This is a genomic window from Marinomonas piezotolerans, assembly GCF_003362755.1.
Lineage (GTDB): Bacteria > Pseudomonadota > Gammaproteobacteria > Pseudomonadales > Marinomonadaceae > Marinomonas > Marinomonas piezotolerans.
Map to the genome: position 1 here is coordinate 498951 of NZ_QKRA01000001.1, position 23925 is coordinate 522875.

General features: G+C 43.4%; 24 protein-coding genes and 1 tRNA gene. 16 read left to right on the forward strand and 9 right to left on the reverse strand.

Annotated elements, in window-relative coordinates; translation table 11 throughout:
• Positions 1 to 8 precede the first annotated feature (8 nt).
• From fabG to fabF, 3 genes are all read left to right on the forward strand, one after another.
• Complete coding sequence (gene fabG, locus DN730_RS02330; RefSeq protein WP_115466496.1) at positions 9 to 734, forward strand: 3-oxoacyl-ACP reductase FabG; 726 nt, start codon at positions 9 to 11, stop codon at positions 732 to 734.
• Between the two features lie 137 nt (positions 735 to 871).
• Positions 872 to 1105, forward strand: a complete 234-nt coding sequence (gene acpP / locus DN730_RS02335) for an acyl carrier protein (protein ID WP_055462884.1) — start codon at positions 872 to 874, stop codon at positions 1103 to 1105.
• Between the two features lie 100 nt (positions 1106 to 1205).
• Positions 1206 to 2444 carry a beta-ketoacyl-ACP synthase II gene (gene fabF, locus DN730_RS02340; RefSeq protein WP_115466497.1) on the forward strand — a complete coding sequence of 413 codons (1239 nt, stop codon included), beginning with the start codon at positions 1206 to 1208 and terminating at the stop codon, positions 2442 to 2444.
• Positions 2445 to 2478: 34 nt separating this feature from the next.
• Here fabF and DN730_RS02345 read toward each other — a convergent pair whose 3' ends face one another.
• Positions 2479 to 2895, reverse strand: a complete 417-nt coding sequence (locus DN730_RS02345; RefSeq protein WP_115466498.1) for a PA2817 family protein — start codon at positions 2893 to 2895, stop codon at positions 2479 to 2481.
• Positions 2896 to 2946: 51 nt separating this feature from the next.
• Between DN730_RS02345 and DN730_RS02350 the strand changes: the two genes are divergently transcribed.
• The 3 genes from DN730_RS02350 to queF are packed head-to-tail and all read left to right on the forward strand — an operon-like array spanning position 2947 to position 5459.
• A complete protein-coding gene (locus tag DN730_RS02350; protein WP_115466499.1) occupies positions 2947 to 3861 on the forward strand; it encodes an ABC transporter ATP-binding protein in 915 nt (304 codons plus the stop codon).
• A 1-nt stretch (position 3862) separates the two neighbouring features.
• A complete protein-coding gene (locus tag DN730_RS02355; protein ID WP_115466500.1) occupies positions 3863 to 4636 on the forward strand; it encodes an ABC transporter permease in 774 nt (257 codons plus the stop codon).
• A 10-nt stretch (positions 4637 to 4646) separates the two neighbouring features.
• Positions 4647 to 5459, forward strand: a complete 813-nt coding sequence (queF, locus tag DN730_RS02360) for an NADPH-dependent 7-cyano-7-deazaguanine reductase QueF (protein ID WP_115466501.1) — start codon at positions 4647 to 4649, stop codon at positions 5457 to 5459.
• A 15-nt stretch (positions 5460 to 5474) separates the two neighbouring features.
• Here queF and DN730_RS02365 read toward each other — a convergent pair whose 3' ends face one another.
• Positions 5475 to 7028, reverse strand: coding sequence for a coiled-coil domain-containing protein (locus tag DN730_RS02365; RefSeq protein ID WP_115466502.1), 1554 nt, complete (start codon positions 7026 to 7028; stop codon positions 5475 to 5477).
• A 109-nt stretch (positions 7029 to 7137) separates the two neighbouring features.
• On the opposite strand from DN730_RS02365, the gene DN730_RS02370 reads away from it, so the two are divergent.
• Together DN730_RS02370 and DN730_RS02375 are read left to right on the forward strand one after the other, a co-directional pair.
• Positions 7138 to 7704 (forward strand): nitroreductase family protein, encoded by a 567-nt coding sequence (locus DN730_RS02370; RefSeq protein ID WP_115466503.1) that lies wholly within the window; start codon positions 7138 to 7140, stop codon positions 7702 to 7704.
• Positions 7705 to 7775: 71 nt separating this feature from the next.
• Positions 7776 to 7863 (forward strand) — tRNA-Ser (locus DN730_RS02375).
• Positions 7864 to 7922: 59 nt separating this feature from the next.
• Here DN730_RS02375 and DN730_RS02380 read toward each other — a convergent pair.
• The 6 genes from DN730_RS02380 to DN730_RS02405 all read right to left on the reverse strand — a co-directional run bounded on the left by DN730_RS02380 (position 7923) and on the right by DN730_RS02405 (position 12149).
• Entirely contained in the window at positions 7923 to 8315 is a 393-nt protein-coding gene (locus tag DN730_RS02380; protein WP_115466504.1) for an acyl-CoA thioesterase, read from the reverse strand.
• A gap of 30 nt (positions 8316 to 8345) precedes the next feature.
• Positions 8346 to 9353, reverse strand: a complete 1008-nt coding sequence (locus DN730_RS02385; protein WP_115466505.1) for a GGDEF domain-containing protein — start codon at positions 9351 to 9353, stop codon at positions 8346 to 8348.
• Positions 9354 to 9495: 142 nt separating this feature from the next.
• Positions 9496 to 9843 carry an SUI1 family translation initiation factor gene (locus DN730_RS02390; protein ID WP_115466506.1) on the reverse strand — a complete coding sequence of 116 codons (348 nt, stop codon included), beginning with the start codon at positions 9841 to 9843 and terminating at the stop codon, positions 9496 to 9498.
• A gap of 25 nt (positions 9844 to 9868) precedes the next feature.
• Positions 9869 to 10594 carry a pseudouridine synthase gene (locus DN730_RS02395; protein ID WP_115466507.1) on the reverse strand — a complete coding sequence of 242 codons (726 nt, stop codon included), beginning with the start codon at positions 10592 to 10594 and terminating at the stop codon, positions 9869 to 9871.
• A complete protein-coding gene (locus tag DN730_RS02400) occupies positions 10591 to 11532 on the reverse strand; it encodes a D-2-hydroxyacid dehydrogenase (RefSeq protein WP_115466508.1) in 942 nt (313 codons plus the stop codon). The genes DN730_RS02395 and DN730_RS02400 overlap by 4 nt, the downstream gene beginning before the upstream one ends.
• 14 nt (positions 11533 to 11546) lie before the next feature.
• Positions 11547 to 12149: an arylesterase gene (locus DN730_RS02405; protein WP_115466509.1), complete on the reverse strand. Its 603-nt coding sequence runs from the start codon at positions 12147 to 12149 to the stop codon at positions 11547 to 11549.
• A 25-nt stretch (positions 12150 to 12174) separates the two neighbouring features.
• Between DN730_RS02405 and DN730_RS02410 the strand changes: the two genes are divergently transcribed.
• The 6 genes from DN730_RS02410 to DN730_RS02435 all read left to right on the forward strand — a co-directional run bounded on the left by DN730_RS02410 (position 12175) and on the right by DN730_RS02435 (position 21253).
• Entirely contained in the window at positions 12175 to 12852 is a 678-nt protein-coding gene (locus tag DN730_RS02410) for an ABC transporter ATP-binding protein (protein WP_115466806.1), read from the forward strand.
• Positions 12853 to 15309 (forward strand): ABC transporter permease, encoded by a 2457-nt coding sequence (locus tag DN730_RS02415; RefSeq protein WP_115466510.1) that lies wholly within the window; start codon positions 12853 to 12855, stop codon positions 15307 to 15309.
• A gap of 12 nt (positions 15310 to 15321) precedes the next feature.
• Positions 15322 to 17652, forward strand: a complete 2331-nt coding sequence (locus DN730_RS02420; protein ID WP_115466511.1) for a DNA polymerase II — start codon at positions 15322 to 15324, stop codon at positions 17650 to 17652.
• A gap of 63 nt (positions 17653 to 17715) precedes the next feature.
• Complete coding sequence (locus tag DN730_RS02425) at positions 17716 to 20277, forward strand: EAL domain-containing protein (RefSeq protein WP_115466512.1); 2562 nt, start codon at positions 17716 to 17718, stop codon at positions 20275 to 20277.
• 3 nt (positions 20278 to 20280) lie between these two features.
• On the forward strand, positions 20281 to 20949 hold the full coding sequence (locus tag DN730_RS02430; RefSeq protein ID WP_115466513.1) for a TetR/AcrR family transcriptional regulator: 669 nt from the start codon (positions 20281 to 20283) through the stop codon (positions 20947 to 20949).
• Entirely contained in the window at positions 20942 to 21253 is a 312-nt protein-coding gene (locus DN730_RS02435; RefSeq protein WP_115466514.1) for a glutaredoxin family protein, read from the forward strand. The genes DN730_RS02430 and DN730_RS02435 overlap by 8 nt, the downstream gene beginning before the upstream one ends.
• On the opposite strand, the gene DN730_RS02440 is transcribed toward DN730_RS02435, so the two are convergent.
• A complete protein-coding gene (locus DN730_RS02440; protein ID WP_115466515.1) occupies positions 21239 to 22009 on the reverse strand; it encodes a TatD family hydrolase in 771 nt (256 codons plus the stop codon). The two genes, DN730_RS02435 and DN730_RS02440, sit on opposite strands and share 15 nt — an antisense overlap.
• A gap of 214 nt (positions 22010 to 22223) precedes the next feature.
• Here DN730_RS02440 and DN730_RS02445 point away from each other — a divergent pair, with 214 nt between their 5' ends.
• Together DN730_RS02445 and DN730_RS02450 are read left to right on the forward strand one after the other, a co-directional pair.
• Positions 22224 to 23159, forward strand: coding sequence for a chemotaxis protein CheV (locus tag DN730_RS02445; RefSeq protein WP_115466516.1), 936 nt, complete (start codon positions 22224 to 22226; stop codon positions 23157 to 23159).
• An 18-nt stretch (positions 23160 to 23177) separates the two neighbouring features.
• Positions 23178 to 23906: a hypothetical protein gene (locus DN730_RS02450; protein WP_115466517.1), complete on the forward strand. Its 729-nt coding sequence runs from the start codon at positions 23178 to 23180 to the stop codon at positions 23904 to 23906.
• The last annotated feature ends 19 nt before the right edge of the window (positions 23907 to 23925 follow it).

The window sequence follows — 23925 nt, forward strand, 5'->3', positions numbered from 1 at the left end:
ATATGTAGATGAGCAAAATTGCGCTAGTTACCGGTGCGACTCGAGGGATAGGTAAAGCCATCGCTCAGGCACTGGTAGCAAACGGTGTGACCGTTATTGGTACGGCTACAAGTGAGTCAGGTGCTGCAAGTATCAGTGAATACTTGGGAGCTAACGGCAAGGGCCTAGTGCTTGATGTTGCCAGTGATGATTCTGTTGCTGACGTTGTAAAACAAATTACTAGTGAGTTCGGCGCGCCGACAATCTTGGTGAATAACGCCGGTATCACAAGAGATAATTTAATGATGCGCATGAAAATGGATGAGTGGGATCAAGTGATTAACACTAACCTAACATCTGTATTTCGTGTTACAAAGGCGTGTCTTCGTGGTATGACGAAAGCGAAATTTGGTCGCATTGTAACCATTAGCTCTGTTGTCGGCTCAATGGGGAACGCTGGTCAAGCAAACTATTCAGCTGCGAAAGCCGGACTAGAAGGTTTTAGTCGTTCGTTGGCGGCGGAAATTGGCTCACGCGGGATAACAGTCAACTGTGTCGCGCCTGGGTTTATTGCAACGGATATGACTAAAGATCTACCAGAAGATCACAAAGCAACATTGGTTTCCAAAGTCCCTGCTGCACGCTTAGGCGAGCCTGAAGAAATTGCAGCTGCTGTAACGTTCTTAACGTCTGATGCGGCGGGATATATCACCGGAGAAACATTGCATGTCAACGGTGGCATGTACATGGCATAATTTGAGTTGAATTTTGTAATGAATTCAACGAAAATACGTCTCGGTTCATGATGAGAATCACGCCCTCTATACATGGGTGTCACAAATTTCATAATATGCTCAAAATGAGCTATTAACGAGTAGAGTAGGAACTTCTAATGAGTAGCATTGAAGAACGCGTTAAAAAAATTGTTTGCGAACAACTAGGTGTTAAAGAGGAAGAAGTTGTACCAGCAGCATCTTTCGTAGATGACTTGGGTGCAGACTCCCTTGACACAGTTGAGCTTGTTATGGCTCTTGAAGAGGAATTCGACACTGAAATTCCTGACGAAGAAGCTGAAAAAATCACCACTGTACAAGCAGCAATTGACTACATCAACGCTAACTTGTAATACTCTGGTGCATTAAGTTTCCGAAAAGCCGCTCGTATTTTGTGTACAGCGGCTTTTCTTATTCTTACCCCTAGTGACAGGGAGTTTTCGGAGGAATCATATGTCTCGTCGTCGGGTCGTAATCACCGGTATGGGAATGGTGACACCCCTTGGCAATAATGTGAAAGATACGTGGGATAATATACTAGAAGGTAAAAGTGGAGTGTCTGATATTGAACACTTCGACGCCTCTCAGTTTTCAACACGTTTTGCCGCACAAGTTAAAGATTTCGATGCGACCCAGTACATGAGCTTTAAAGAAGCTCGAAAAATGGATGTATTTATTCAGTATGGGATCGCAGCGGCAGTTCAGGCTATTGAAGACGCAGGACTAGACTCTGACAGCGTTGATTATCAGCGAATAGGATGCGCAATAGGCTCTGGCATTGGTGGCCTACCAATGATTGAGAAGAATGTTTCACTGTTAAGCGAATCTGGCCCAAAACGTATTTCTCCTTTTTTTGTACCCGGGGCGATCATTAATATGATCTCTGGTCATGTTGCCATTCGTTTTGGGTTTAAAGGACCAAATATCTCGATCGTCACTGCTTGCACTACGGGCACTCATAATATCGGCATGGCTGGACGAATGATTTCCTACGGTGATGCAGATGTCATGATTGCAGGTGGCGCAGAAATGGCTATTACGCCTCTTGGTATTGGTGGGTTCGGTGCCGCTCGGGCGCTGTCTACACGCAATGATGACTATAAAACTGCAAGCCGTCCTTGGGATAAAGACCGTGACGGGTTTGTAATGGGGGATGGCGCCGGTATTCTTGTACTCGAGGAATACGAACACGCTGTCGCTCGTGGTGCTACTATCTATGCTGAGCTGGCTGGTTTCGGTATGAGTGATGATGCGTTTCATATGACAGCGCCGCCCGAAAATGGAGAAGGGGCGTTATCTGCGATGTCCGCTGCATTAAAAGATGCTGAAGCAAGCGCTGATGAGATTGATTATATCAACGCGCACGGCACATCTACTCCTATCGGAGATTTGGCAGAAACCGAAGCGGTAAAAATGCTGATGGGGCAAGCGGCGTCAGATGTGGCAATTAGCTCAACCAAGTCGATGGTAGGGCACCTACTTGGCGCAGCAGGTGCGGTTGAATCGATTTTTTCTATTTTAGCAATTCGTGATCAAGTGGCACCTCCAACGATTAACTTAGAAGAGCCAAGCGAAGGCTGTGATTTAAACTATGTTGCTATGACTCCGCAGAAGCGCAAAGTCGAACTGGTTCTGAATAACTCTTTTGGTTTTGGCGGGACAAACGGAACATTGGTTTTTCGAAAAGCATAAAAGCGGCAAAGCCGCTTTTTTTAACTAAGAAAACTTATTGCAATAACGTGTTTGACTCTTCGTTTGGCCTATTAAGTTCTATAAGCTCTGCGATGTCCACTGATTTACCAGTGCTTTCTAAATCAAAAAGCTGTTCGTCAATACTTTGGTAAAATGCGAGCTCTTCATCTCCTAAGAAGTGTAAGCATTCTCCACCCACGAAATAAAGAAGCTCACGACGCATGAGTGGTACTAAATTCGGGTAACAGCGGATAAAACGAGCAATTAGTTCTTGGGCATCAAATAAGAACTCAGATGAACGTGTCTCGGCACTGGCAATCAGGGCATTCCATTTATTTATGAAATCTTGCTCTTCCTCGGCCAAAATTTCGCGGTCAAATGGATCATGCTCAGTGATTCGTTGGTTGAGGTCTTGTAGAAGGTTTTCGATAAATTGGATTCTTGAACTCACGTGTGATGGAACCTTTTTTGGGTTTCTAGTATTTAAGGCAGAAAGAATATTATGGCATATGCTATCGAAATAAAGGACCTTAAAAAGCGTTACGAAAATGGATTTGAAGCACTTAAGGGAATCGACCTAAATGTTGACGAAGGTGATTTTTTCGCACTGTTGGGCCCCAACGGAGCAGGTAAGTCTACGACCATCGGAATACTGTGTTCCCTTGTAAATAAATCCGAAGGTCAAGTACGTATCTTTGGCGTGGATATTGATAAAGATTTTGCTAAAGCAAAGCAATATTTGGGAGTCGTTCCTCAGGAGTTCAACTTCAACGTGTTTGAGACGGTGTTTAATGTTGTCGTGACACAAGCAGGTTTTTACGGAATTCCTTTAGATGTCGCTCAAACTCGCGCTGAAAAGTATCTAAAACAATTAGATCTTTGGGATAAGAAAGATGTTCAATCGCGTATGTTATCGGGAGGTATGAAACGCCGGTTGATGATAGCCCGAGCACTGATACACGAGCCCAAAATATTAATATTGGATGAACCGACTGCGGGTGTTGATATCGAACTGCGCCGCTCTATGTGGGAGTTTATTAGGCAGCTGAATGAAAAAGGCACAACGATAATACTGACGACTCACTACCTTGAAGAAGCTGAGCAGTTATGTAGGAATATTGCGATTATCAATTCAGGGGAAATTGTAGAGAATACAAGCGTTAAGGCACTCCTAAAAACCTTGTCTAGTGAAACATTTATCTTCGATTTAGACAGTCCAGTTACAGAAATAGATATCGATGGATTTGAGACCAAGCTAGCAAGTGACGGCGCGTCTATCGAAGTAGCTGTCAATAAAGGGCAAGCGTTAAATGACATATTCACGTATCTCGAATCGAAAAATGCTCGTGTAGTGAGTATGCGGAATAAATCGAATCGCCTTGAAGAGCTATTCGTTAAACTGATTAAGGGGAACTAGAATGTCTACAGGTGAAATCTGGATAGCCTTTTATACGATTCTTCGTAGAGAGATTCGCCGTTTTATGCGTATTTGGCCTCAAACACTGCTACCGCCAGCGATTACTATGTCGCTGTATTTCGCTATCTTTGGTAATTTAATCGGTAGCAGAATAGGTGAAATGGGCGGTTTTTCATACATGCAGTATATCGTACCTGGCTTGATCATGATGTCCGTTATCACCAATTCATACTCGAATGTAGCGTCGTCATTTTTCTCTGCAAAATTTCAGCACAGTATTCAAGAACTATTGGTATCTCCCACACCGAATTGGGTAATATTGGCGGGTTACGTTCTGGGGGGTGTTGCTCGCGGTTTATGTGTAGGTTTAACGGTCACCATCTTGTCGCTGTTTTTTACAAAATTGCATCTTCATAACCTGTTTTTAACAGTATTGGTTGTAATTCTGACTGCTATCATGTTTTCGCTCGGTGGGTTTGTGAACGCCTTGTTTGCAAGATCGTTCGATGATGTGTCCATTGTCCCAACGTTTATCTTGACCCCGTTAACCTATTTGGGTGGTGTCTTCTATTCAATCTCTTTATTGCCGGATCTTTGGCAGGGCGTATCAATGCTAAATCCAGTGTTGTATATGGTGAACGCTTTTAGATACGGAATTTTAGGTGTATCGGATATAAATATTACTTGGGCGCTAGTGATTATTTCGGTATTCATTGTTGTGTTGTCTTACGTAGGAATTACTCTGCTGAATCGCGGCAGAGGTATTAGAAATTAAGGTAGGTGGTATGGGTGCTTTACCCTTAGGTCAGAAAACGGATTATGTTTCTGAGTACGATCCAGGGTTGCTTTTCCCTATTGCTAGATTGGATAAATGGCAAGATATGGGAATAGAATCTGAGCGTTTGCCCTTCCATGGAGAGGATATTTGGAATGCTTATGAACTGTCTTGGTTAAACGAAAAAGGTAAGCCAATTGTGGCCATGGCTGAATTCCGCTTACCTTGTTCGTCTCCAAATATAATAGAGTCTAAATCCTTCAAATTATATTTGAATTCGCTCAACCAAATGCGTTACAAAGACGCCTACGAAGTTCAGGCGCTTTTGGAAGCGGATCTATCTCAAGCTGCCGGAGCTCCCGTTACAGTCATCATACGAAACGTAGACGCGATGGAGTCATTGGTTGTCCTGACACCTGACTATTGTATTGATGAGCTAGATGTCGTTGTAGACGAGTATCACCCCAACGCACAGTTGCTAACTATTGAAGAGGGGGCTGTAGTAGAAGAGCGTTTAGTGAGTCATTTACTTAAGTCTAATTGCCCTGTTACTAATCAACCTGATTGGGGGTCTATATTTATTGATTATCGAGGTAGTCAAATCAGCCATGAGGGTTTGCTCAAGTATGTAGCATCATTTCGCGAGCATACTGACTTCCACGAGCAATGCGTTGAACGCATCTTCATTGATATTATGACCCAGTGCAAACCTGAAAGCTTGGTTGTTTACGCACGGTATGTGCGTCGCGGCGGATTAGATATCAACCCATATCGTTCGACTCATGAAATCGTATTGGGGAATGATCGTCTGACTCGTCAATAAATCATTTCTACTCCGCTAGGATGACGTGTCTTGGCGGAGTGTCCCCAAGTATTTTCGTTCAAGGTCTGAATACGCCAACTGTAATCGGTCCAGCTCAAGGCTCTTACGGTTGTACTCATTGCGCAATTGTCGTTCATCATTATTCGAAAGGTTGCTGAGCAACTGTTCTTTAATCTCACTGACCGCAGCCACTAGGCTTCTATTAATTTCTCTTTGAGCATTCAGCTCTTCCAGAGAGTTAGGGGAGTAGTGATCTTTTGTACTGGAGGCACTGGTTACTCTATTTTTGATTAATTCTTCTGCTTCCGCTTTTAAGTTCTCGTTTTCTAACTCCGCACTTTCTAACTCTTGAGCAAGTAATTGCACACAGGTCTCAGATTCTTTTAGCATGCGTTCTAGGTTATTTATCTCTTGCTCTTGGCTTTCAAAATCATGGTCGATGGCATTATCTGATTTTATATTAGCTAAGTTTCCAATTAGCGATTCAAGCGCATTTTGTTTATTAGAGTGTAATGCCATAAAGCCCCCCAAAGCCCCCCCGTCACGAGCTTTTATTTCTTCATCGAGCGCTATAAGCTGCTGATTTTTAGTATTAATATCTGCTTTTAACGCGTTAATTGTAAGGCTAGTATTCTCAAGCTCAGCTTGAAGTTGGCCAATTAGGGCGTTCGATTCATTGGACATCCTTTCCATGCGAGAAATCGCCGCTTCTCTAGCCTTCTCTTTTGTCTCAATGTCATCACCATCTTTATCCTCTAATTGCTCCTGCAAGTGCTCAATGATGGCTTGCTGGCGCTCTGATAATCGTTGTAGCTGAATCAGATGGCGACTTGAATGGTGTTTGTCTGTGGAGCCTTCAGAGGAGGGGGATTCCACTTTGTAGGTGGAGTTGTGTTCAGTTTCTAATTTTTGAATTTCGGCTTTTAACGAACTAAGTTCATTATGCAGGCGGATGAGCTCTCGGTTTTTAAGGTCTAATTTCAGAAGCTTTGCTGCACTGTCATCAATGTTACGCTGTAGCTCATCATGGAGTGTTTTTTGATTTTCTATAAGGGCTTCTTTAGAAATCAAAATCTCACTTGCTTGCTGAAATTCTAAATCAACTTCTTCTAAGCTTTTACTCAGCTGAGATTGGGTTAATCGTTTGTTTTGAACACTTTCCAATGTGCCAATAATGTTCGCCATGAATCGGTTCAAGATGGTTTTTGGCCTGTCAGATGAATCATTAAGAACTATGGCTCGCTCAGCTTTGAGTAATGTTCCCCATAGCTTATATTGAGTGACTTCTTCTAAGTCATCTTCTGATCGTAAAGCAATCAGTTTGTCGGCCGCCGATTGGGCTTGTTGTTCTAATTTGCTCGCGAATGATTTAAAAGGTGTTTCATTCGGTGTTTGAGCTTTGGATGCAACATCATCTTTTGTCGATTGAGGGTTAGGGTTATTCGGCTGTGCATCAACTTCAACCTCATCTTTATCGTGTTGCTTTTTTTTAAGTACTCTGATGCGCCACAATATGAAGAATGAGGCGAACAGTAACAACGTAGACGCTTCCAAAAGAAGCCACAGCATCCATTTTTCCATATTCACCGCCGTTAAATGAGATTCATTTCAATTTACATTCGATGACACTTTCGATATGTTTAAACATACATTTGATACTAACGGAAAATTCATTTTTATGAGTAAAGATTTTTTACGTTTCATGCGCGATCGTGTATCCGTAAACCAACTCGAAGAGCCAGCGCCAAGCAAAGACGAGTGGTTAGAGATATTAGATGCTGCTAGTCGAGCGGCAGATCACGGCGGCCTAAAACCATGGAGATTTCGAATCTATGAAGGAGAGGGGCGTCGAAAATTAGGTGAGCTGTATTGGCAACACGCCAAATCTGAGGTTCCTGAATTATCAGAAGAAAAAGCTGAGTCCTTTATTAAGAAAGCTTACCGAGCGCCAACCATTTTACTTATTTATGCAGAAATAGTGGACCATCCTAAGGTGCCAGATTTTGAACAACTTATGTCCACCTCGGCAGCAGCCCAGCAGGTACTCCTAGGATTGGATGCGTTAGGGTATGGTGGAATTTGGCGCACTGGTCCTGCGGTCTTTACCGATGAGGCAAAAAGTCTTTTAGACCTTCAAGTAAATCACCATGTTGTGGGGTTATTATATGTGGGTACACCTAAAGCCATCCCGCCCCGAGTAGAAGATACCGGTATCAACGAAAGAATGACGTTTATTGATAAATAAATGCTTGCAATTCAACAACTTCATAACTAATATACGCGCCACGAATTGCGTTATAGCATTCAAATTTTTTTGGTGAGCTGTCCGAGTGGCCGAAGGAGCACGCCTGGAAAGCGTGTATGTCGAAAGGCATCAAGAGTTCGAATCTCTTGCTCACCGCCATTACATAAAAAAACCTGCCTATGGCGGGTTTTTTTATGTCTGCTATTCGACATCGTAAATTATGTAAATAGCTTATCAGCATCTTGATAAACAAGAGGGCGACCCGCTGCACTGATTGATGCGACGATAAAATGCCCGTTAATGCAGAGTTTGTCGCCCACAAAGATTTGCTGATGGAATGCGATCTTGAATTTGCTAACTCGCTCGCAGCGTGTCGTTAAGGTAGCTTTCATTCCGCTTTTTAATGGGGCTTTGTAGTCTAGTTCCGCTCTCATAACAACAAGGTGTACTCCCTGATTAGTAATCTCAGCAAAATCTAATCCCTTGCTTTTGATGAACATGTGACGGGCATGTTCAAGGTAGTTCTGGTAAACCGCGTTATTAACGATTCCTTGCATATCACATTCGTAGTCTCTTACGTCTATCTCTAAAGTGTGAGGAAAGTGTTCCATTTGATAGTTCTTTCTAAGTTGCGGAGTAAATTAGCGGCTTGCTATGCGATTACGACCTGCTCGCTTCGCATTATCTAAGTAGCCTGTTGCACGAGCAATCAGGTTTGCAGGTGTTTCTTGGCCAATAATCGTGGCTACGCCAAATGATACCTGAATATTGTCAATGACACCCGCGCCATTGCGACTCTTAAGTCTTTGTTTATTTAGGTGAGTTCGCAATATCTCGGCATACTCAATCGCAAAATCTAGAGTGGCGTCCTGTAAAACGATAGCAAATGTTCCACCACTTAATCTTGCGACTGTTGCATTCTCTAATTTTCGGTTTTGAAGAATTCTAGCAACGTAACAAATTAGGGCAGTACCAGCTCGACGACTGTGGTTTATGTTGATTCTCTTTAGATGATCAATATCGAGTATCAAAAGAGACAGGTCGTCCTCAGACGACGGGATAAGACTATATAACTGTCGCTCTAGACCCTTTTGATTAAACAGCTGAGTTAGCGGGTCTAAATCGACGTTGTTTCTTATTTCCTCAAGCTCTGCTTTAAGTTGAGCAACTTCTCGATTGACTCGTGATATGTCTTTTGTAAATTGCTCGGCGTCTTGAAGTGCTTTCTGGGTTCCTTGATCTAGAAAAGACACAACCCGATCTAAATGCTTATCTCGGTCAGCACGTGACAAAACCTTTCTACTCTTGCTCACGACGGACTCTAAACTCTGAAGGTTAGTCTTCATATCTTGGGTGCTAAGAGAAACGTCTTGTACCAGCGCTTCGAGGCGGTCTTTATGTTCGCTGTTAAAGCGCGCTTCTTCAGACACTAAAAATTGATGAAATAGCTCCTTCGATACAAAGCTCGGCAAACTCCCTAGGCGACCTATTGTTGCATCAACCAACTGGTTCAACTTCGGGGAGGTTTGTCGTACGTACTCATACCAAATGCCATAGTTATAAGGGGTTGGTGCGACGTCCATTTTGCGCATCAGCGGAACAGCCTTCTTTAATATAGCGTTTGCCTGACGTGGACTATCGGCGTGCATTCAAACCTCATTTATGAACGATGATTCAATTTAATTTACCAGTTACTGAAGAAAAACAAAACTAAAAGTAATTGATATATATAGATATATATAAAGCCTCGAGTTGTATCAAAAAAATCTGCTTAGGTAGTGTAACAGAATGTTACTTTCCGCCTGCCAATTTCGACTTGATATCAAGTGACGCTAAAAATGCCTTAACCTTATCGCGTTGATCGCCTTGGATTTCAATATTTCCGTCCTTGACTGAACCACCAACGCCACAGTGACTCTTAATTTTTTTACCTAAAACTTTTAACTCATCGGCCGTCATTGCTAAATCTTTAACAATAGTGACGCCTTTTCCTTTACGGCCTTTTGTCTCCAACATAATTTTAACGTCGCCGCTGCCGAGGAGTGCATTGTTTTGGTCACATGCACAATCGCCGACAGGTTGGTTACAATCTGGACAAATTCGTCCTTGCTCTGTGGAATACACAAGTCTGTTTTTCATAGATGCCTCATTGGGTGGAATGTCGCTAAACCTTAAGATCGTTAATTTTATCTAACACGAGCTGGAAGTCATGTGGTAGCGGAGCAGAAACAGTTATCGACTCAAAATTGACAGGATGTGAGAAGGTTAGAGTGTGTGAGTGAAGCATTAACCGAAGGTCTTCAAAACCACTAGCGCGTAGCGATTGATTATGATGCCGGCAACCATAGCGAGTATCACCCATCAGCGGGTGGAAAATATGCTTAAAGTGCCGACGAATCTGATGTGTTCGGCCATGCTCGGGGGCCACACTGACTAGACTTAAGCGCATAGACGGGTAACGACTGACTGCAATCGGAAGTTCATACTGTTCTAAGGTTTTGTAGTGACTGATTGCGTCTTTTTCTGTGCCTTCGATCTTGAATCTTGAACGGCCTTTTTCTTCGTTGAGTTTGGCAAGCGGGTAATCAATGACACCTTGTGCATCCGTAAACCCTCTCACTAACGCTCTGTATTCTTTGTTAACAGATCGGTCCATAAACTGAATACCTAGCTTTTGAGCTGATTCGCTGTCAAAGGCCATAACTAATGCGCCAGAAGTTGCTCGATCGAGTCGGTGAATCGGATATACCCATTTACCCAATTGTTCATTAAGCCTTTGCACGACAGCGTCTTGCTCATTCTTTGCCAAGTCAGTTCTATGAACGAGCAGGCCACTGGGCTTATTAACGACTACTAGCGCGTCGTCTTGATAAAGTATCTCTAGTTTCATTTATTATCATGCTCAAAAAAAGCTTGAATGCTCTGATTCGCGAGATCAAGAAGACGACTAATGGCATTACTGCTCGCCCAAGCAACATGTGGTGTTAGAATGAAATTGGGCAAGCGAGTTAGTTCTTGTAACGGATGATCAATAGGCATAGGTTCTATTGAGGCGACGTCAAATCCGGCTCCCGCAATTTGTCCTGTTGTGAGCGCGTTACATAATGCCATCTCATTCACAAGGCCTCCTCGGCCAGTATTGATAAGCAAAGCGGTACGCTTCATAAGTTCAAACTCATATGAATCGATGGTGTTTTTTGTTGTGTCGGTAAGCGGGCAGTGTAGTGAAATAATGTCAGCACGTTGAATTGCCTCTTCAAACTCAGTGTATCCAGTGCGTACCTCTGAAATACCTTTATGTTCGGCATATAAAACTGACATGCCAAATGCCTCGGCAATCTTCGCCACACGGTTTCCAAGGGAGCCTTTTCCAATGATTGTGATCGTATTGTGTGCGATGTCATCAATAGAGTGATCCATGAAACAAAAAAACTCCGATTCACTCCACCGCCCCAATTTAACATCTTCACGGTAGCGCGAGATGTTACGACGAAGTTCTAGGATCAATGCGAAGGTATGTTCTGGCACAGACTCAGTCGAATATCCTGCTACATTACGTACTCCGATATCTAGTGCTTTACAGGCCGAGACATCTACGTTGTTTACGCCCGTTGCAAGTACTTGAACAAGCTTTAATTTTTGCGCACTTTCTAAATGCCTTCTTGTAAGAGGCACTTTATTGGTCATAACGATATCTGCGTCTGCGATACGATCATAGACCTCTTCTTCGGTAGAGTTATGGTAGCTTTCAGTGACCGTTATCCAATCTGGTAATGAAATCTTCGCAGATTCTGGGAAAGAACCACGATCCAAAAACACAGCTTTCATCGTATTTCCTTTTGTTATTGCAACATCGGCAGAAGTGTTGGGGTAATGTTGTCTAAGATAATAGGTTGACCAAGAGCATTGGGGTGTAAACCATCGCGTTGCATGAGTGAATCATCAAGTGCGATATTTTCGAGCATAAATGGCACATATGATAGTTTTTTAGATTCGGCAAGCTCTTGATACATATTGAAAAATTGAGTGGTGTATTGACGACCATAGTTACTGGGAAGTCGGTTACCGATTAGCAGTATATCAGCATTGATTTTTTGGGTTAGATCGATCATTCGAGCAAGGTTCTGCTTGGCTTGGTCAAGCGGGTAGCCACGAAGCCCATCATTTGCGCCTAATTCAAGTATTACCCAGTCGGGCGAGTAGGTCTCAAGTAGTTTAGGGAGTCTAGCTAATCCACCCTGAGTCGTCTCGCCACTCGCACTGGCATTAACCACTGTAATAGCAGGATGCGAGGTTTTTAATTGCTCGGCCAGTAAACTAACCCAACCATCTTGTTGTCTTAGATTATGCGCTGCACTCAAGCTATCACCCAGTACAAGCAATGTTTTGGCCTGAAGACCAAATGACATAGCAAGCAATACGAATGTAATAAATACTTTTGACATTATAGGCGTCCTATTTATGCAAGATATGGAAATGAAGTCAGCTTTAACCATCAAGGGCCTTGATCACTCAGTTGAGACAAGTAACGGCACGCTCGACATACTGAAAGGAATTAACATCGAAATCAAGGATGGCGAGTCTGTCGCCATTATTGGTTCGTCAGGTTCTGGTAAATCTACACTGCTAGGCTTGATGGCTGGGTTAGATCAGCACACTCGCGGCAGCATTGAGCTTTATGGGGAAAAACTCGAAACATTAGACGAAGAAGGCAGAGCGATTTTACGCGGTAAATTTGTTGGATTCATCTTCCAGTCCTTTCATCTGCTACCGAGTCTCACAGCATTAGAAAATGTGATGCTTCCCAATGAGCTAAAGGGAGAAGGGTCTGCCAATGATCGCGCTCACCAATTGTTAGAAGCAGTTGGATTGCAGCATCGTCTTAGTCACTACCCGCGTCAACTATCGGGTGGTGAGCAACAGCGTGTAGCAATTGCTCGTGCTTTTGCGTCAGCTCCTAAAATACTGTTCGCTGATGAGCCTACGGGTAACCTAGATAGTAAAAATGGTGGTTTGGTTGAAGATTTGCTATTTGATTTAAACAAAGAGGAAGGAACGACTTTAGTTGTCGTCACGCATGATCCCAAACTCGCAGAGCGCTGCGACCGTCAAATCGAAATCACCGATGGCGAAATAAAGGAGTCTTAGATGTTTGCTTGGAGGCTTCTTTTCAGAGAGTTTAAAACGGGTGATGTCCTCACATTGTTGGTCGCACTCGTCGTATCAGTGTCGACCGTCACGGGTATCGGGCTGTTCGTCGATCGGCTACAACAATCTTTTGAGGTTCAATCCGCTAATCTACTTGGCGCCGATAGAAGCGTTCGTCGCGATGACCCTATTCCAACAGAATGGATAGAAGCAGCTAAAAGCGACGACCTAGAGGTAGCTCAGACGGCATCATTTTCTTCGATGGTATTTGGAGGAGATGGCCTGCAGCTGGCTCAAATTACTGCTGTTACGTCTAACTACCCATTGCGAGGAAGCTACCTAGTTGATGACTCAATGTTCGGTGGTGGCATGAGTACGGTTACTCCCCCAAAGCCAGGAGAGATATGGTTGTCTTCCCGTTTGGCAAGTCTTTTATCTGTGAGTATTGGGCAGCAAGTCCGTGTCGGCGAAGCGTCTCTGACGGTGTCTAATTATTTGGTTCGTGACCCCGGCAGTGCTACCTCAGCGTTTTCTATTGCGCCCAGAGCGGTCATGAATGAGGCGGACCTTGCTGCGACGGAAGTCATTATACCTGGGTCTCGAGTACGGTATGCATTTCTGTATGCCGGCACACCCGAGCGTCTGGAGGCATTTGATTCGCTGCTCAAGCCAAAGCTAAATGAATCTGAGCGAATTCGCACGCCAATTGAGCGAGGAGAGCGGATAGGCAATACCGTAAATCGGGCGGAGTCTTTTTTGCTTTTAGCCGGTACTTTGGCGGTTGTCATGTCAGGAGTAGCGATGGCGCTTGCATCCTCTCGTTACGTAAAACGTCATTTAACACAGTTCGCTGTCATGAAAACGATGGGAGCGACACCCAAAAGGCTTGTGCGGCTCATGACATTTCAAGTGTCAATGATCACTTTCATAGGTATTGTTCTTGGTTCCTTACTTGGCCTTGCTGTTCAAGAGGCCATCGCTGGAGTACTAGCATCACTGATGACATCGGGACTGCCAGCACCGAGTTTATCGAAACTTTGGCTTGGCGGTGCCACCGCAGTTATATCTGTTTTAGCGTTCTGCACGCCCTTGTTAGCTAGGCTTATTCAGGTGCCACCACTCAGAGTTCTACAACCAAACGCTGAGCTAAAAGGCAGTGCAGCGTTGTTGTTTATATTTGGCTTAATTGGCATGTACTTGTTAATGGTTGTATATGCCGGTGGGTGGATGCTCCCTAGCATCATGATGGTGGCGCTTGGCGCTGTTACATTATTGGTACTTGTACTTGGGTGGGGCTTATTTAGAATGAGTAGATTGCTCTCTCGGCAAACCACCACCGGTTGGCAATTAGGGCTCGCTGCTTTGCATCGCAGGCTTATTGCGAATTTATTTCAGCTTTTGGTGTTTACTCTTATTATTATGCTGAGCCTTGTGCTAGTCGGTGTTCAAAGCAACCTGATTAAGGATTGGCAAGCACAAATCCCTAGCGATACCCCAAATCATTATCTGTTTAATGTCCAAGAGTCACAGGTAGGCGATATTTCTGAATTTACATCAACTTCAAATATTGTGGCGTCCGAGTGGTACCCTATGGTACGAGGCCGCGTGACTCATATCAATGGTGTCGCATCTGAAGAGTTGTTTCCAGACCGTCAAAATGAACCTGAAATCGTCGAGCGTGAGTTAAATCTAACCTGGGCCGACACGCTTGGTGAAGGAACAGAGCTCATAGACGGTGACTTTTCTGCTGAGGGTGTGTCGATAGAGCAAGAGGCGGCGAAGGAAGCAAATGTCGGTCTTGGAGACAAACTGACAATCAATATTGGAGGTCTTGATTATTCGTTACCGATTACCTCCATCCGGTCAGTAAATTGGCAAAGCATGCAGCCAAACTTCTACCTTATTTTGCCTTCATCTGTTTTATCAGACTATCAAGCAAATTACGTGAGTAGCGTATTTCTGACAGATCAAACAGCTTCTAAGTTTTACAAGTTCATGGCTAATTATCCCACTGTTTCGATGCTTAATATCGGCGAGTTGCTGAAACAAGTGCAGGCCATCATTGCGCAGCTCGCAAGTGCACTTCAGATTGTCTTACTGTTTATATTAGGAGCTGGGGCGCTCGTGCTTATCGCTAGTGTGCGCTCGACGTTAGATGAACGTTTAGAAGAGGGGGCTCTCTTGAGAACACTTGGAGCAACAAAGGGAATCGTTCGACAAGCTCTACTGGTCGAATTCGGTTCACTTGGGCTGTTCTCTGGGATTGTAGGCGCTGCTGGAGCAGAGTTATCTTTGATCGGCCTGCAGCACTTTGTGTTCGAGATGGAGGTCACCTTCCACCCTATGCTCTGGCTACTTGGGCCGCTCTCTGGATGGCTAATTGTCACAATTATAGGTGTATTTGCGAGCCGAGCTGTGCTAAAAGTGCCGCCCATTCGGTTATTACGGTCTATTTAAGTACATCTATACATGTTTGAAACTCATAAAGGTTACATTGTCAGTCGTCACAGTAATGATGAATCCGGTCGCTTAAGCATTCATTATTATGTGAAGACTGACCTAGGGACAGCGAAAGTCTGTATTACTAATCCAGATACTCTATTTTTTACCGATGCACCTGTGGAGGCCATAGAGCCGAATGTGACAGGCGTCGTCTGTGAAGAAAGCCAACTCAAATCATTTTCTCATTCCCCGGTTACTGTCGTTCGGTGTCAGAGTCTTTTGTTGCAACGACAAATGATTGCACTGGTAAAGAAACAGGGCTTTGATGTCTATGAAGAAGATATCAAACCTGAAGATCGTTATTTAATGGAGCGGTCGATTCGAGGAAGCGTCGAATTTATTGCAATACGTAATGGCGACTCTCTTATTTTCTCCGATGCGCGAATAAAACCGAGTGACTACCGACCTTCTTGGCAAGTATGGTCTCTCGATATTGAAACGTCTGTCTCTAAAAATGAGTTACTTTCAATCGGAATAACAAGTGGCGACCGCCGTGTTGTTTTGGTTGTGACACCTCAAGACGTAGCAATTGAGAATGTCTACCCATTCCCAGATGAGCGACGACTACTGCTTGCCTTTATAAAGTTTGTTCGACGCCACGCTCCTGACATAATTATTGGTTGGAATGTCATTGGCTTTGATTTTATGTTCCTTGATCAACGCTTTAGGGCGCTCGGAATTTCTCCAGCAATTGGAGTAGGAGGCGAGCCTTGGCGTATTCGCGAAGCAAAAGAGTCTGGGAAAGTATTTGCTAATATTGCGGGGCGCGTCATTCTTGATGGCATCACGATGCTAAAAGTCGGTGGATATCACTTTAGCTCTTACAGTCTTAATAACGTCAGTAGTGAACTGCTCAACGAGCGCAAGTTACTTGAAGGGGGTGACAGGTGGCAAGAAATAGAGCACATGCATCGAACAGCCTTAGACAAATTTGTAGCGTATAACCTACAAGACTGTGTTCTCGTAGAACGGATATTTGAAAAGCTCCAGCTCATTGAGTTGCAACAGACCCGAGTGGACTTAACCGGTATTCCCTTGTCGCAAACCGGAGGGTCGGTCGCATCGTTTGAAAACCTTTATTTGCCAAGACTACATCGAAAAGGGTGGGTGGCTCCTGCATGGCGAGACGAGAAGTTTGTCCCAAGCCCAGGCGGCTTTGTTATGTCCTCTGTCCCTGGTCTGTACAAAAACGTACTAGTATTTGATTTCAAAAGCCTTTATCCAAGCATCATACGAACATTCTATGTTGACCCTTTAGCCCGCGTTGTGGCACAGGCCTTAAAACACGATACATCTGTGCCGGGCTACCGAGGCGCAGCGTTTGAAAGACAATACGCAATTTTACCAGAATTAGTGACTGAGCTTGCTCAATCGCGTGAAATAGCTAAGAAAGAAGGTAATTCAATACTAAGTTACGCCATTAAAATTATTATGAATTCATTTTATGGCGTGTTGGGTTCCTCAGTATGCCGCTTTTATCATTCGGAGTTAGCGAGCTCCATCACCATGCGAGGCCACGAGCTTCTCGGGCGAACTAAAGATTGGATGGAGGAAAGAGGTGCAAAAGTGATATATGGAGACACAGATTCCTTATTTATCACGCTAGACGATAACTTATCAGAACAACAGGCAAAAGACTCTGGAAGTGAGCTGTGTACAGTTATCAACCAATGTTTGAAGGAATGGTGTGGAGACTATGCACAATTACATTCATACCTAGAGCTCGAGTTTGAAACCTTATATACGCGGTTTTATATGCCTACCATCCGCGGCCAAGAAGAAGGGTCCAAAAAACGCTATGCTGGTTTGAGTGACGGTAGGATTGTATTTAAAGGCCTCGAAGCTGCACGGAGTGATTGGACTCCTTTAGCAAAACGCTTTCAGGTTGAACTTTTTGAGCACCTCTTCAATGATAGGAATGCAGAGCAGTACGTAACAGAATTTATCCAATCATTGTTAGATGGCCAATATGACCAAGAATTAGTATATACCAAACAATTGACGCGCCCATTATCGAAGTACACCAAAACACTACCGCCACATGTAAGAGCGGCGAAAATGGTGGACGAAGAGCGACACAAGCAAGGGTTGCCGCCGGAGTATAACCGTGGTAGAAAACGGGTAGCTTATTTATATCAACTGTCCGGTGTTGTTCCATATCGTGATGAGTCAGATCTAGTGCAAATTGATTATCAGCACTATATCGACAAGCAATTGCTGCCGATTGTCGAAGGCGTATTCCAGATGCTGGGATTAAATGTAAATGATATGATGACACCTCAGTTTAATCTACTATGATCTAATCTGACTTAGGCTTATGTGGCTGCGTGCAAAGGCAGCCACAAATATGGAAAGGGAATTATGTTGTCGCCTAAAAGTGTCATTTGTTCATTGGCTTTTATTTTATTTTTGGCACTTGTCTACGCCTGGAATACCATATCTTCTTATCCTTCCTTAGAAACAATAGAGCAATCGAGTGGTTCTCTGTTGTATGCTTTTTCAGAAGATGACCAGCCCAAACAATGGCATGAAACAAACAGCAGCAGTTTAGCGTTTGGCTACAAATCCAAACCATTATGGCTAAAAGTATCTTTCGATTCATTCCCTGAAGATTCGCCACTATTAATTATCGATTACGGGTTACTGGATCACGTCACAGTTAGCCAATTCGAAGGCGAGCGTCTCATTGCAACATGGGAAACAGGAGATATGTTGCCGTTCGACCAGCGCCCTTATCTCAGTGATCGCTTTGTTTTCCCACTTGTATTCAGTAACCAGCAGACTGAATTGCTTATCCGAGTCCAATCGGAAGGCACACTTAAAGTACCACTCTATTTGTCCAACCACTTTGTCGAGGATCAGCGCGCACAATATACCGCGATTTTGATGGGGGGCTATTCCGGTTTTATGATGCTTATGTTTTTGATAAGCGTCATGGTCAGTACCATTTACCGTGATCGAAACTATTTATTCTATGCTGCGTATGTAGGCGCTATGGCATGCTTTAATTTACAGCTAGCGGGAGTCTTATTCCAATGGCTGTGGTCGAACGCACCGAGTTTCAATGCATCAATCACTGCGAGCATTATTTTCCTAACCGCCGCTTCTCAAATTGTCTTTATTGCTTTTTACCTTAAATTGTACAACGACCGTATTGGTCGATACATGCGCCTATTTGTCGCTTATTGCTTGATATTATCCTCATTGAGTTTTATTCCTGGGCTCTACCGATATCTATCACTGCTTGGAGTACTAACCATTATAAGCAGCAATGTTATCGCTGTGATTTTGGCAACACGTCGCATTTGGGTGGATCAAAATCGTGATGCAAGTGATTGGTTCTTTTTAACTGGCTGGTCCTGCATGTTGATTGGCATTGTTGTTAGTGCGCTGGGTGTTTCAGGGGTACTGCCTTCGAGCTCTGCAATTAACAATGCGGCGGTGATAGCATCATCGCTTGAAGTTTTCTTTTTGCTAGCGGCGCTGTTTGAAAGAAACCAAAAAGATCGCAGTCAGCGACTAGAAGCGATTTCTCAAGGACTTGAAGAGTCCCGAAAACGAGAACAAGCAGAACGGCATTTGGTATTTCAAGCGACGCATCATCCGTTATCACTGCTACCGAAAAAGGAAATCCTCACTCACGAGTGGGGGCGTTTGCAACATTCCTTACTCCCGAACCAACATGTGACCATGGTGGTCATTCATATTACTGGCTACTATAAGCAAATCGCTACATTTGGGCATGATGCGGCTGAACACATGTTAAAAACCATACATGTGCGCACTAGCGCTCTAGCAAAACGATATGACTTCATATGCTCCATTGACTCTCAATGGGACGATGAACGTGTCATTGCTCTAGACACCTTAGACCTTTGTTTTGTCACATCAACTAGGTCACCAGAGTTGCCTGATGCTTTTATTCAAAGCGTCTTTTCTGAATTAAGTAAGCCTGTCACTTATAAAGATGTGGCGCTTGATATTGAGCTGGTAATTGGACTGTGCGCATCTAGTACAAAGACCGACATAATTGGTCTAATACGTAAGGCGCAAGTCGCGGCGAATGAGGCTCACCGTAGGAACATTCATAATCTACGCTACAATGACCGCGAAGGTATCGATCCCGAACATTCTTACTGGCTACTCGAAAGATTTAAAAGTGCACTTGAAAGTAATGCGCTAGACATGCATTTTCAGCCACAAGTTTGTCTAAATACCGGAAGTATCATAGGAGTTGAAGCGCTGATTAGATGGTACGATACCGAGCTAGAAAAATGGCAACCCCCCGATATTTTTATTCCGTTAGTTGAGCAGTCCAGTCTTATTTCTCCGTTGACAGACTATGTCATTAATCGTGCATGCGATTTCTTAGTAGCGTTTAAAGAGAACTTTGCTTCGACTTTTAAAGTCTCTGTTAATCTGTCAGTAAAAAATCTTCAGGATGAAACCGTGCTTAAGGCACTTGAGAACGTAACAAAGCGAACGGGCGTGAATGTAGGGGAGCTAGAGTTCGAAGTCACAGAAACGGCCTTTATGGGCGACGCGAGGCTTCCAAAGGTGATATTATCAAAGTTAGCGGAGCTTGGCGCTAGCATCGCATTAGACGATTTCGGCACTGGTTATACATCGATCAATTATTTGCGCGAACTACCATTCACTGCACTCAAAATCGATAAATCACTAATATTGAATCTAAGCGAGGGTAGTAAAGAGTATAAACTTGTGGCAGCTTCGATCAAAATGGCTGAAGCATTGGAAATGGACGTCGTAATTGAAGGAATCGAAACTTCAGAAGTACTCAATTTACTCAACATCGCCGAAGCTGGCTTTGGTCAAGGGTATCTATTTTCTAAGGCTCTTCCGCAAGACGAGTTCTTTACGTGGTATAAGCAGAACTATCAAAAAGGGATGATTGTTAGGTAACGTATGACACTACCAAAAAAAAGACAGTTAACACATGATCGGCTCCGTACGTCTGTTCAGCGTTTATTGCTGGAAACAGATTGGACAGATATCACAGTACAGCATGTATCCTCTCAAGCGGGAGTGAGCATCGGAACCTTCTACAATTACTATGATAGTAAAGACGATGCCCTACGAGATGTACGAACCTGCCTGACTGAACTGGTGAAAAAAGACATTTTACTGGTGCTTAACACACAAGCTGAAGTAGAGAGCCGTATATCAATACTTATCAAATATTTCATAAATATTCTGAATAGTCAGTCTACTTGGGCTAACTATTTTTATCGTGCTGAAAGTTTTGCTGATCGGTTAGACGGTGGGCTAGTGTCTTTACTTGAACCTCTAATCTTAGAGAGTGCGCTATTCCAAAAAAGTCACTTTAAGGATGCGAAAATTGCCGCCCAGTTTGTTGAAAACGGCATTTATCCTTTGCTAAAAAACTACCATGATAAAAATCAAGTAGTGCCAGAATCAGAGTCAGTTCAAATAGTGATTTTAGCGCTTTCTGCTATGGGATTGATAGGCAGCTCCCTAGACTCTGCAGCTAAGGTTGTGTGTCCAATGACGCCACTTGCTTCACTACCGCAATCAATCTACGAATTGGAAAATACTAAAGCTGGATATGCCTGAATTATTACTCTTCGGTACCCTCGGATGTCATTTGTGCGACGAAGCAGAGACACTGTTGAAACAATGGTTTGGCAATGAGCTAACCTTAAAATCAATTGATATCGCTGACTCCGAAGATCTCGTTGAAAAGTATGGTCTTAGAATTCCAGTCATTTCTGATGGTGTGAATGAGCAGGATTGGCCTTTTGATAAAGAGCGGTGTGCCGGACTTTTGGTAAAAGGCAATATTGACCTATCATCTTGGCAAGATGGAAAGTCATCAACGACCGCTCGTAGGGTATTATGCATCTCAACTAAAAAATAATGTTTTTGTATTGTTGTCTGCTGCGCTAATAACATCTTCTACTGGTAACTCTTTTATTCTTGCAATTTCCTGTGCAATCCATGGTAAGTATTTAGGGTGATTACGCTTCGGCCTCGGACGGATGTTCCGAGGAAGTAAATAAGGGGAGTCGGTTTCAATTAACAAACGTTCAAGTGGTAACTGCTTAACCGCTTCCTTTAAGGATTGATTGCGCCTCTCATCTAATAGCCAACCTGTAATTCCTACGTACAGGTTAAAATCTAGATAGCACTTCATGGCGTCACTGTCCCCAGTGAAGCAGTGAATTACACCCGAATTATCTAAGTTTGCAGAACTAAGCATCTCAATCATAGTGTCAAACGCATCTCGCTCATGCAAATAGATCGGCTTACGTACGGTTGCGGCCACATTAAGTTGAGCTTGAAATGCTTTGATTTGCTCGTCGGGAGTAGAGTAGTTACGATTAAAATCTAACCCTGTTTCACCCACTGCAACGGCTAATTCATAATGGTGAAATAGGTCAATCAGCGTGTCGGTATCGGTCGATTTCCAACTAGAGGCATGGTGCGGATGGCACCCCAAAGTAACAAACATATCACTGTAAGGTGCGCACAATTTGAGATTAGCCAACGATTCATCCAAATTTGAAGCGATGCAGATAATCCCGTTGACCCCTTGCTCATGGTAGTCCTTTTGAAATTGTTCTAATGACTCTAAATAGCTAGGGTGGCTTAGGTTTACGCCAATGTCATACATAGCGGTTCCTTGTTTCAGACTGAACACATGTGGTTAAAGAACGTAAGTGAACATTATCGCTTTGTAACGTTTAGAGAGAAGTTTGTCATATAAGCCTATATAAATCATGATCTAACAATTACTTACGACAAAAAAATACTGTTTTGTCAGCAATTATTCACTATCATAGCTATAGTTTTCATTGGTGGTTGAGCATTAGTTCTCGGAGTTAAATATGGCAGGAATGTTAGACGCGGTTGACCAAAGAACACAATTGGTAGGTGAGAACCGCCTAGAATTATTGATGTTCCGTCTTGGCGGAATGCAGATGTTCGCAATTAACGTGTTCAAAGTTCAAGAAGTAGTCCAGTTACCCCGAATGAGCCTAATGCCTCATAGACATCATTCTGTCGCGGGAGTAACGCATTTTCGCGGTCGCACGATACCTGTAATAGATTTATCTGAATCTATTGGATTGCGTCCTATAAACCGTGACGAATCCTGTAATCTAATCGTTACCGAATATAACAACTCAGTTCAAGGTTTTATGGTGGGTGAGGTCGATCGCATCATCAATATGAACTGGAGTGAAATATTGCCACCTCCTGATGGTGCAGGGCGTCAACACTATTTAACCGCCATCACTCGTGTTAATGAGCGCATGGTCGAAATAATCGATGTTGAAAAAGTATTGGCTGAAATCACACCATACGACACTCGTATTTCAGACGATGTTATTGATCAAGATATCTTATCGCTTGCCTCAGGTTTAGAAGTACTCGTTGTAGATGATTCATCTGTCGGTCTAGCTCAATGTAAGTCAACGCTCGACCACCTCGGCATCACTGTACACTCAGCAACGGATGGCAAACGAGGGTTAGATTTACTTAAAAGCTGGGCCTCCGCCGGTGATGACGTACCTAATCGTTTATTGATGCTTATAACCGATGCTGAAATGCCGGAAATGGATGGGTACCGCTTAACACGCGAGATAAGAGAAGATCCTCGGCTAAAAGATCTTTATATCGTTCTACATACATCACTAAGTGGTAGCTTTAATAAAGCAATGGTTCAAAAAGTTGGGTGTGATGATTTCTTATCGAAATTCCAACCAGACAAATTAGCCACGGTTATCCAAGATCGTATTCGAAGTGTGATGTCGAAAGAATAGTCTGTAACGACCCACTAAATGATGTTAACCGCGATATATGTCTTACTCGTGTTCTTTTGTATTGGGCTATTACAAAAGAAGCTACCTTTAGACCCCATGCTAATTGCGATACCCGGTGTCTTAATTGTTCCGGGCAGTATTGATATATTGCTGTCAGTGTTCATCAGCATACTTCCAGCTTGTGTCTATTTAGCGCTTTGGGTGATAGTTTGCCAAAAAAGCACCCTTCAGATTGAGTTGATCACTCGTTATGCTGCAGGAGCGGGGCTAGGTGGTTTCATTGGTCTTCAGATTCTTAGCTTTCAACTATCCACGACCTTCTTCGTATCTGCGTTGTGTCTTTTAACACTCTTGTCCGTAGTGTGCCAAAGTTTAAATATTTCACTTCAGAGGATCTTTACCAACCGTTTAGCACTCATCTTTGGCGTCGCTCTTGGGACGGCTCAAGTCACATGTTTATCGTCAGGAAGAGCACTAACAGGTAATCCTATTTCAACTACACAAGCCACAAGTTCAGTTATTTGGCTTGTAACAATGATTGGCATCTTGGTCGGTTGGCTAGCATTGCCTCAAGCTGGTCCACTAAAATGGGATTGGCCAATTTTGATCTCTTCATTGGTTGGTTTGACTGTTGGCCTACTAGTTAGTTTAAAAATCAAAGTACAGGAATTTGAATCCGCCATACTGTATTGGGTCGTAATCAGTATGTGCGTATCCGCATGGCTACATTTCTGGATTACTTACTAAAAATTTTGAGAAACCCTCC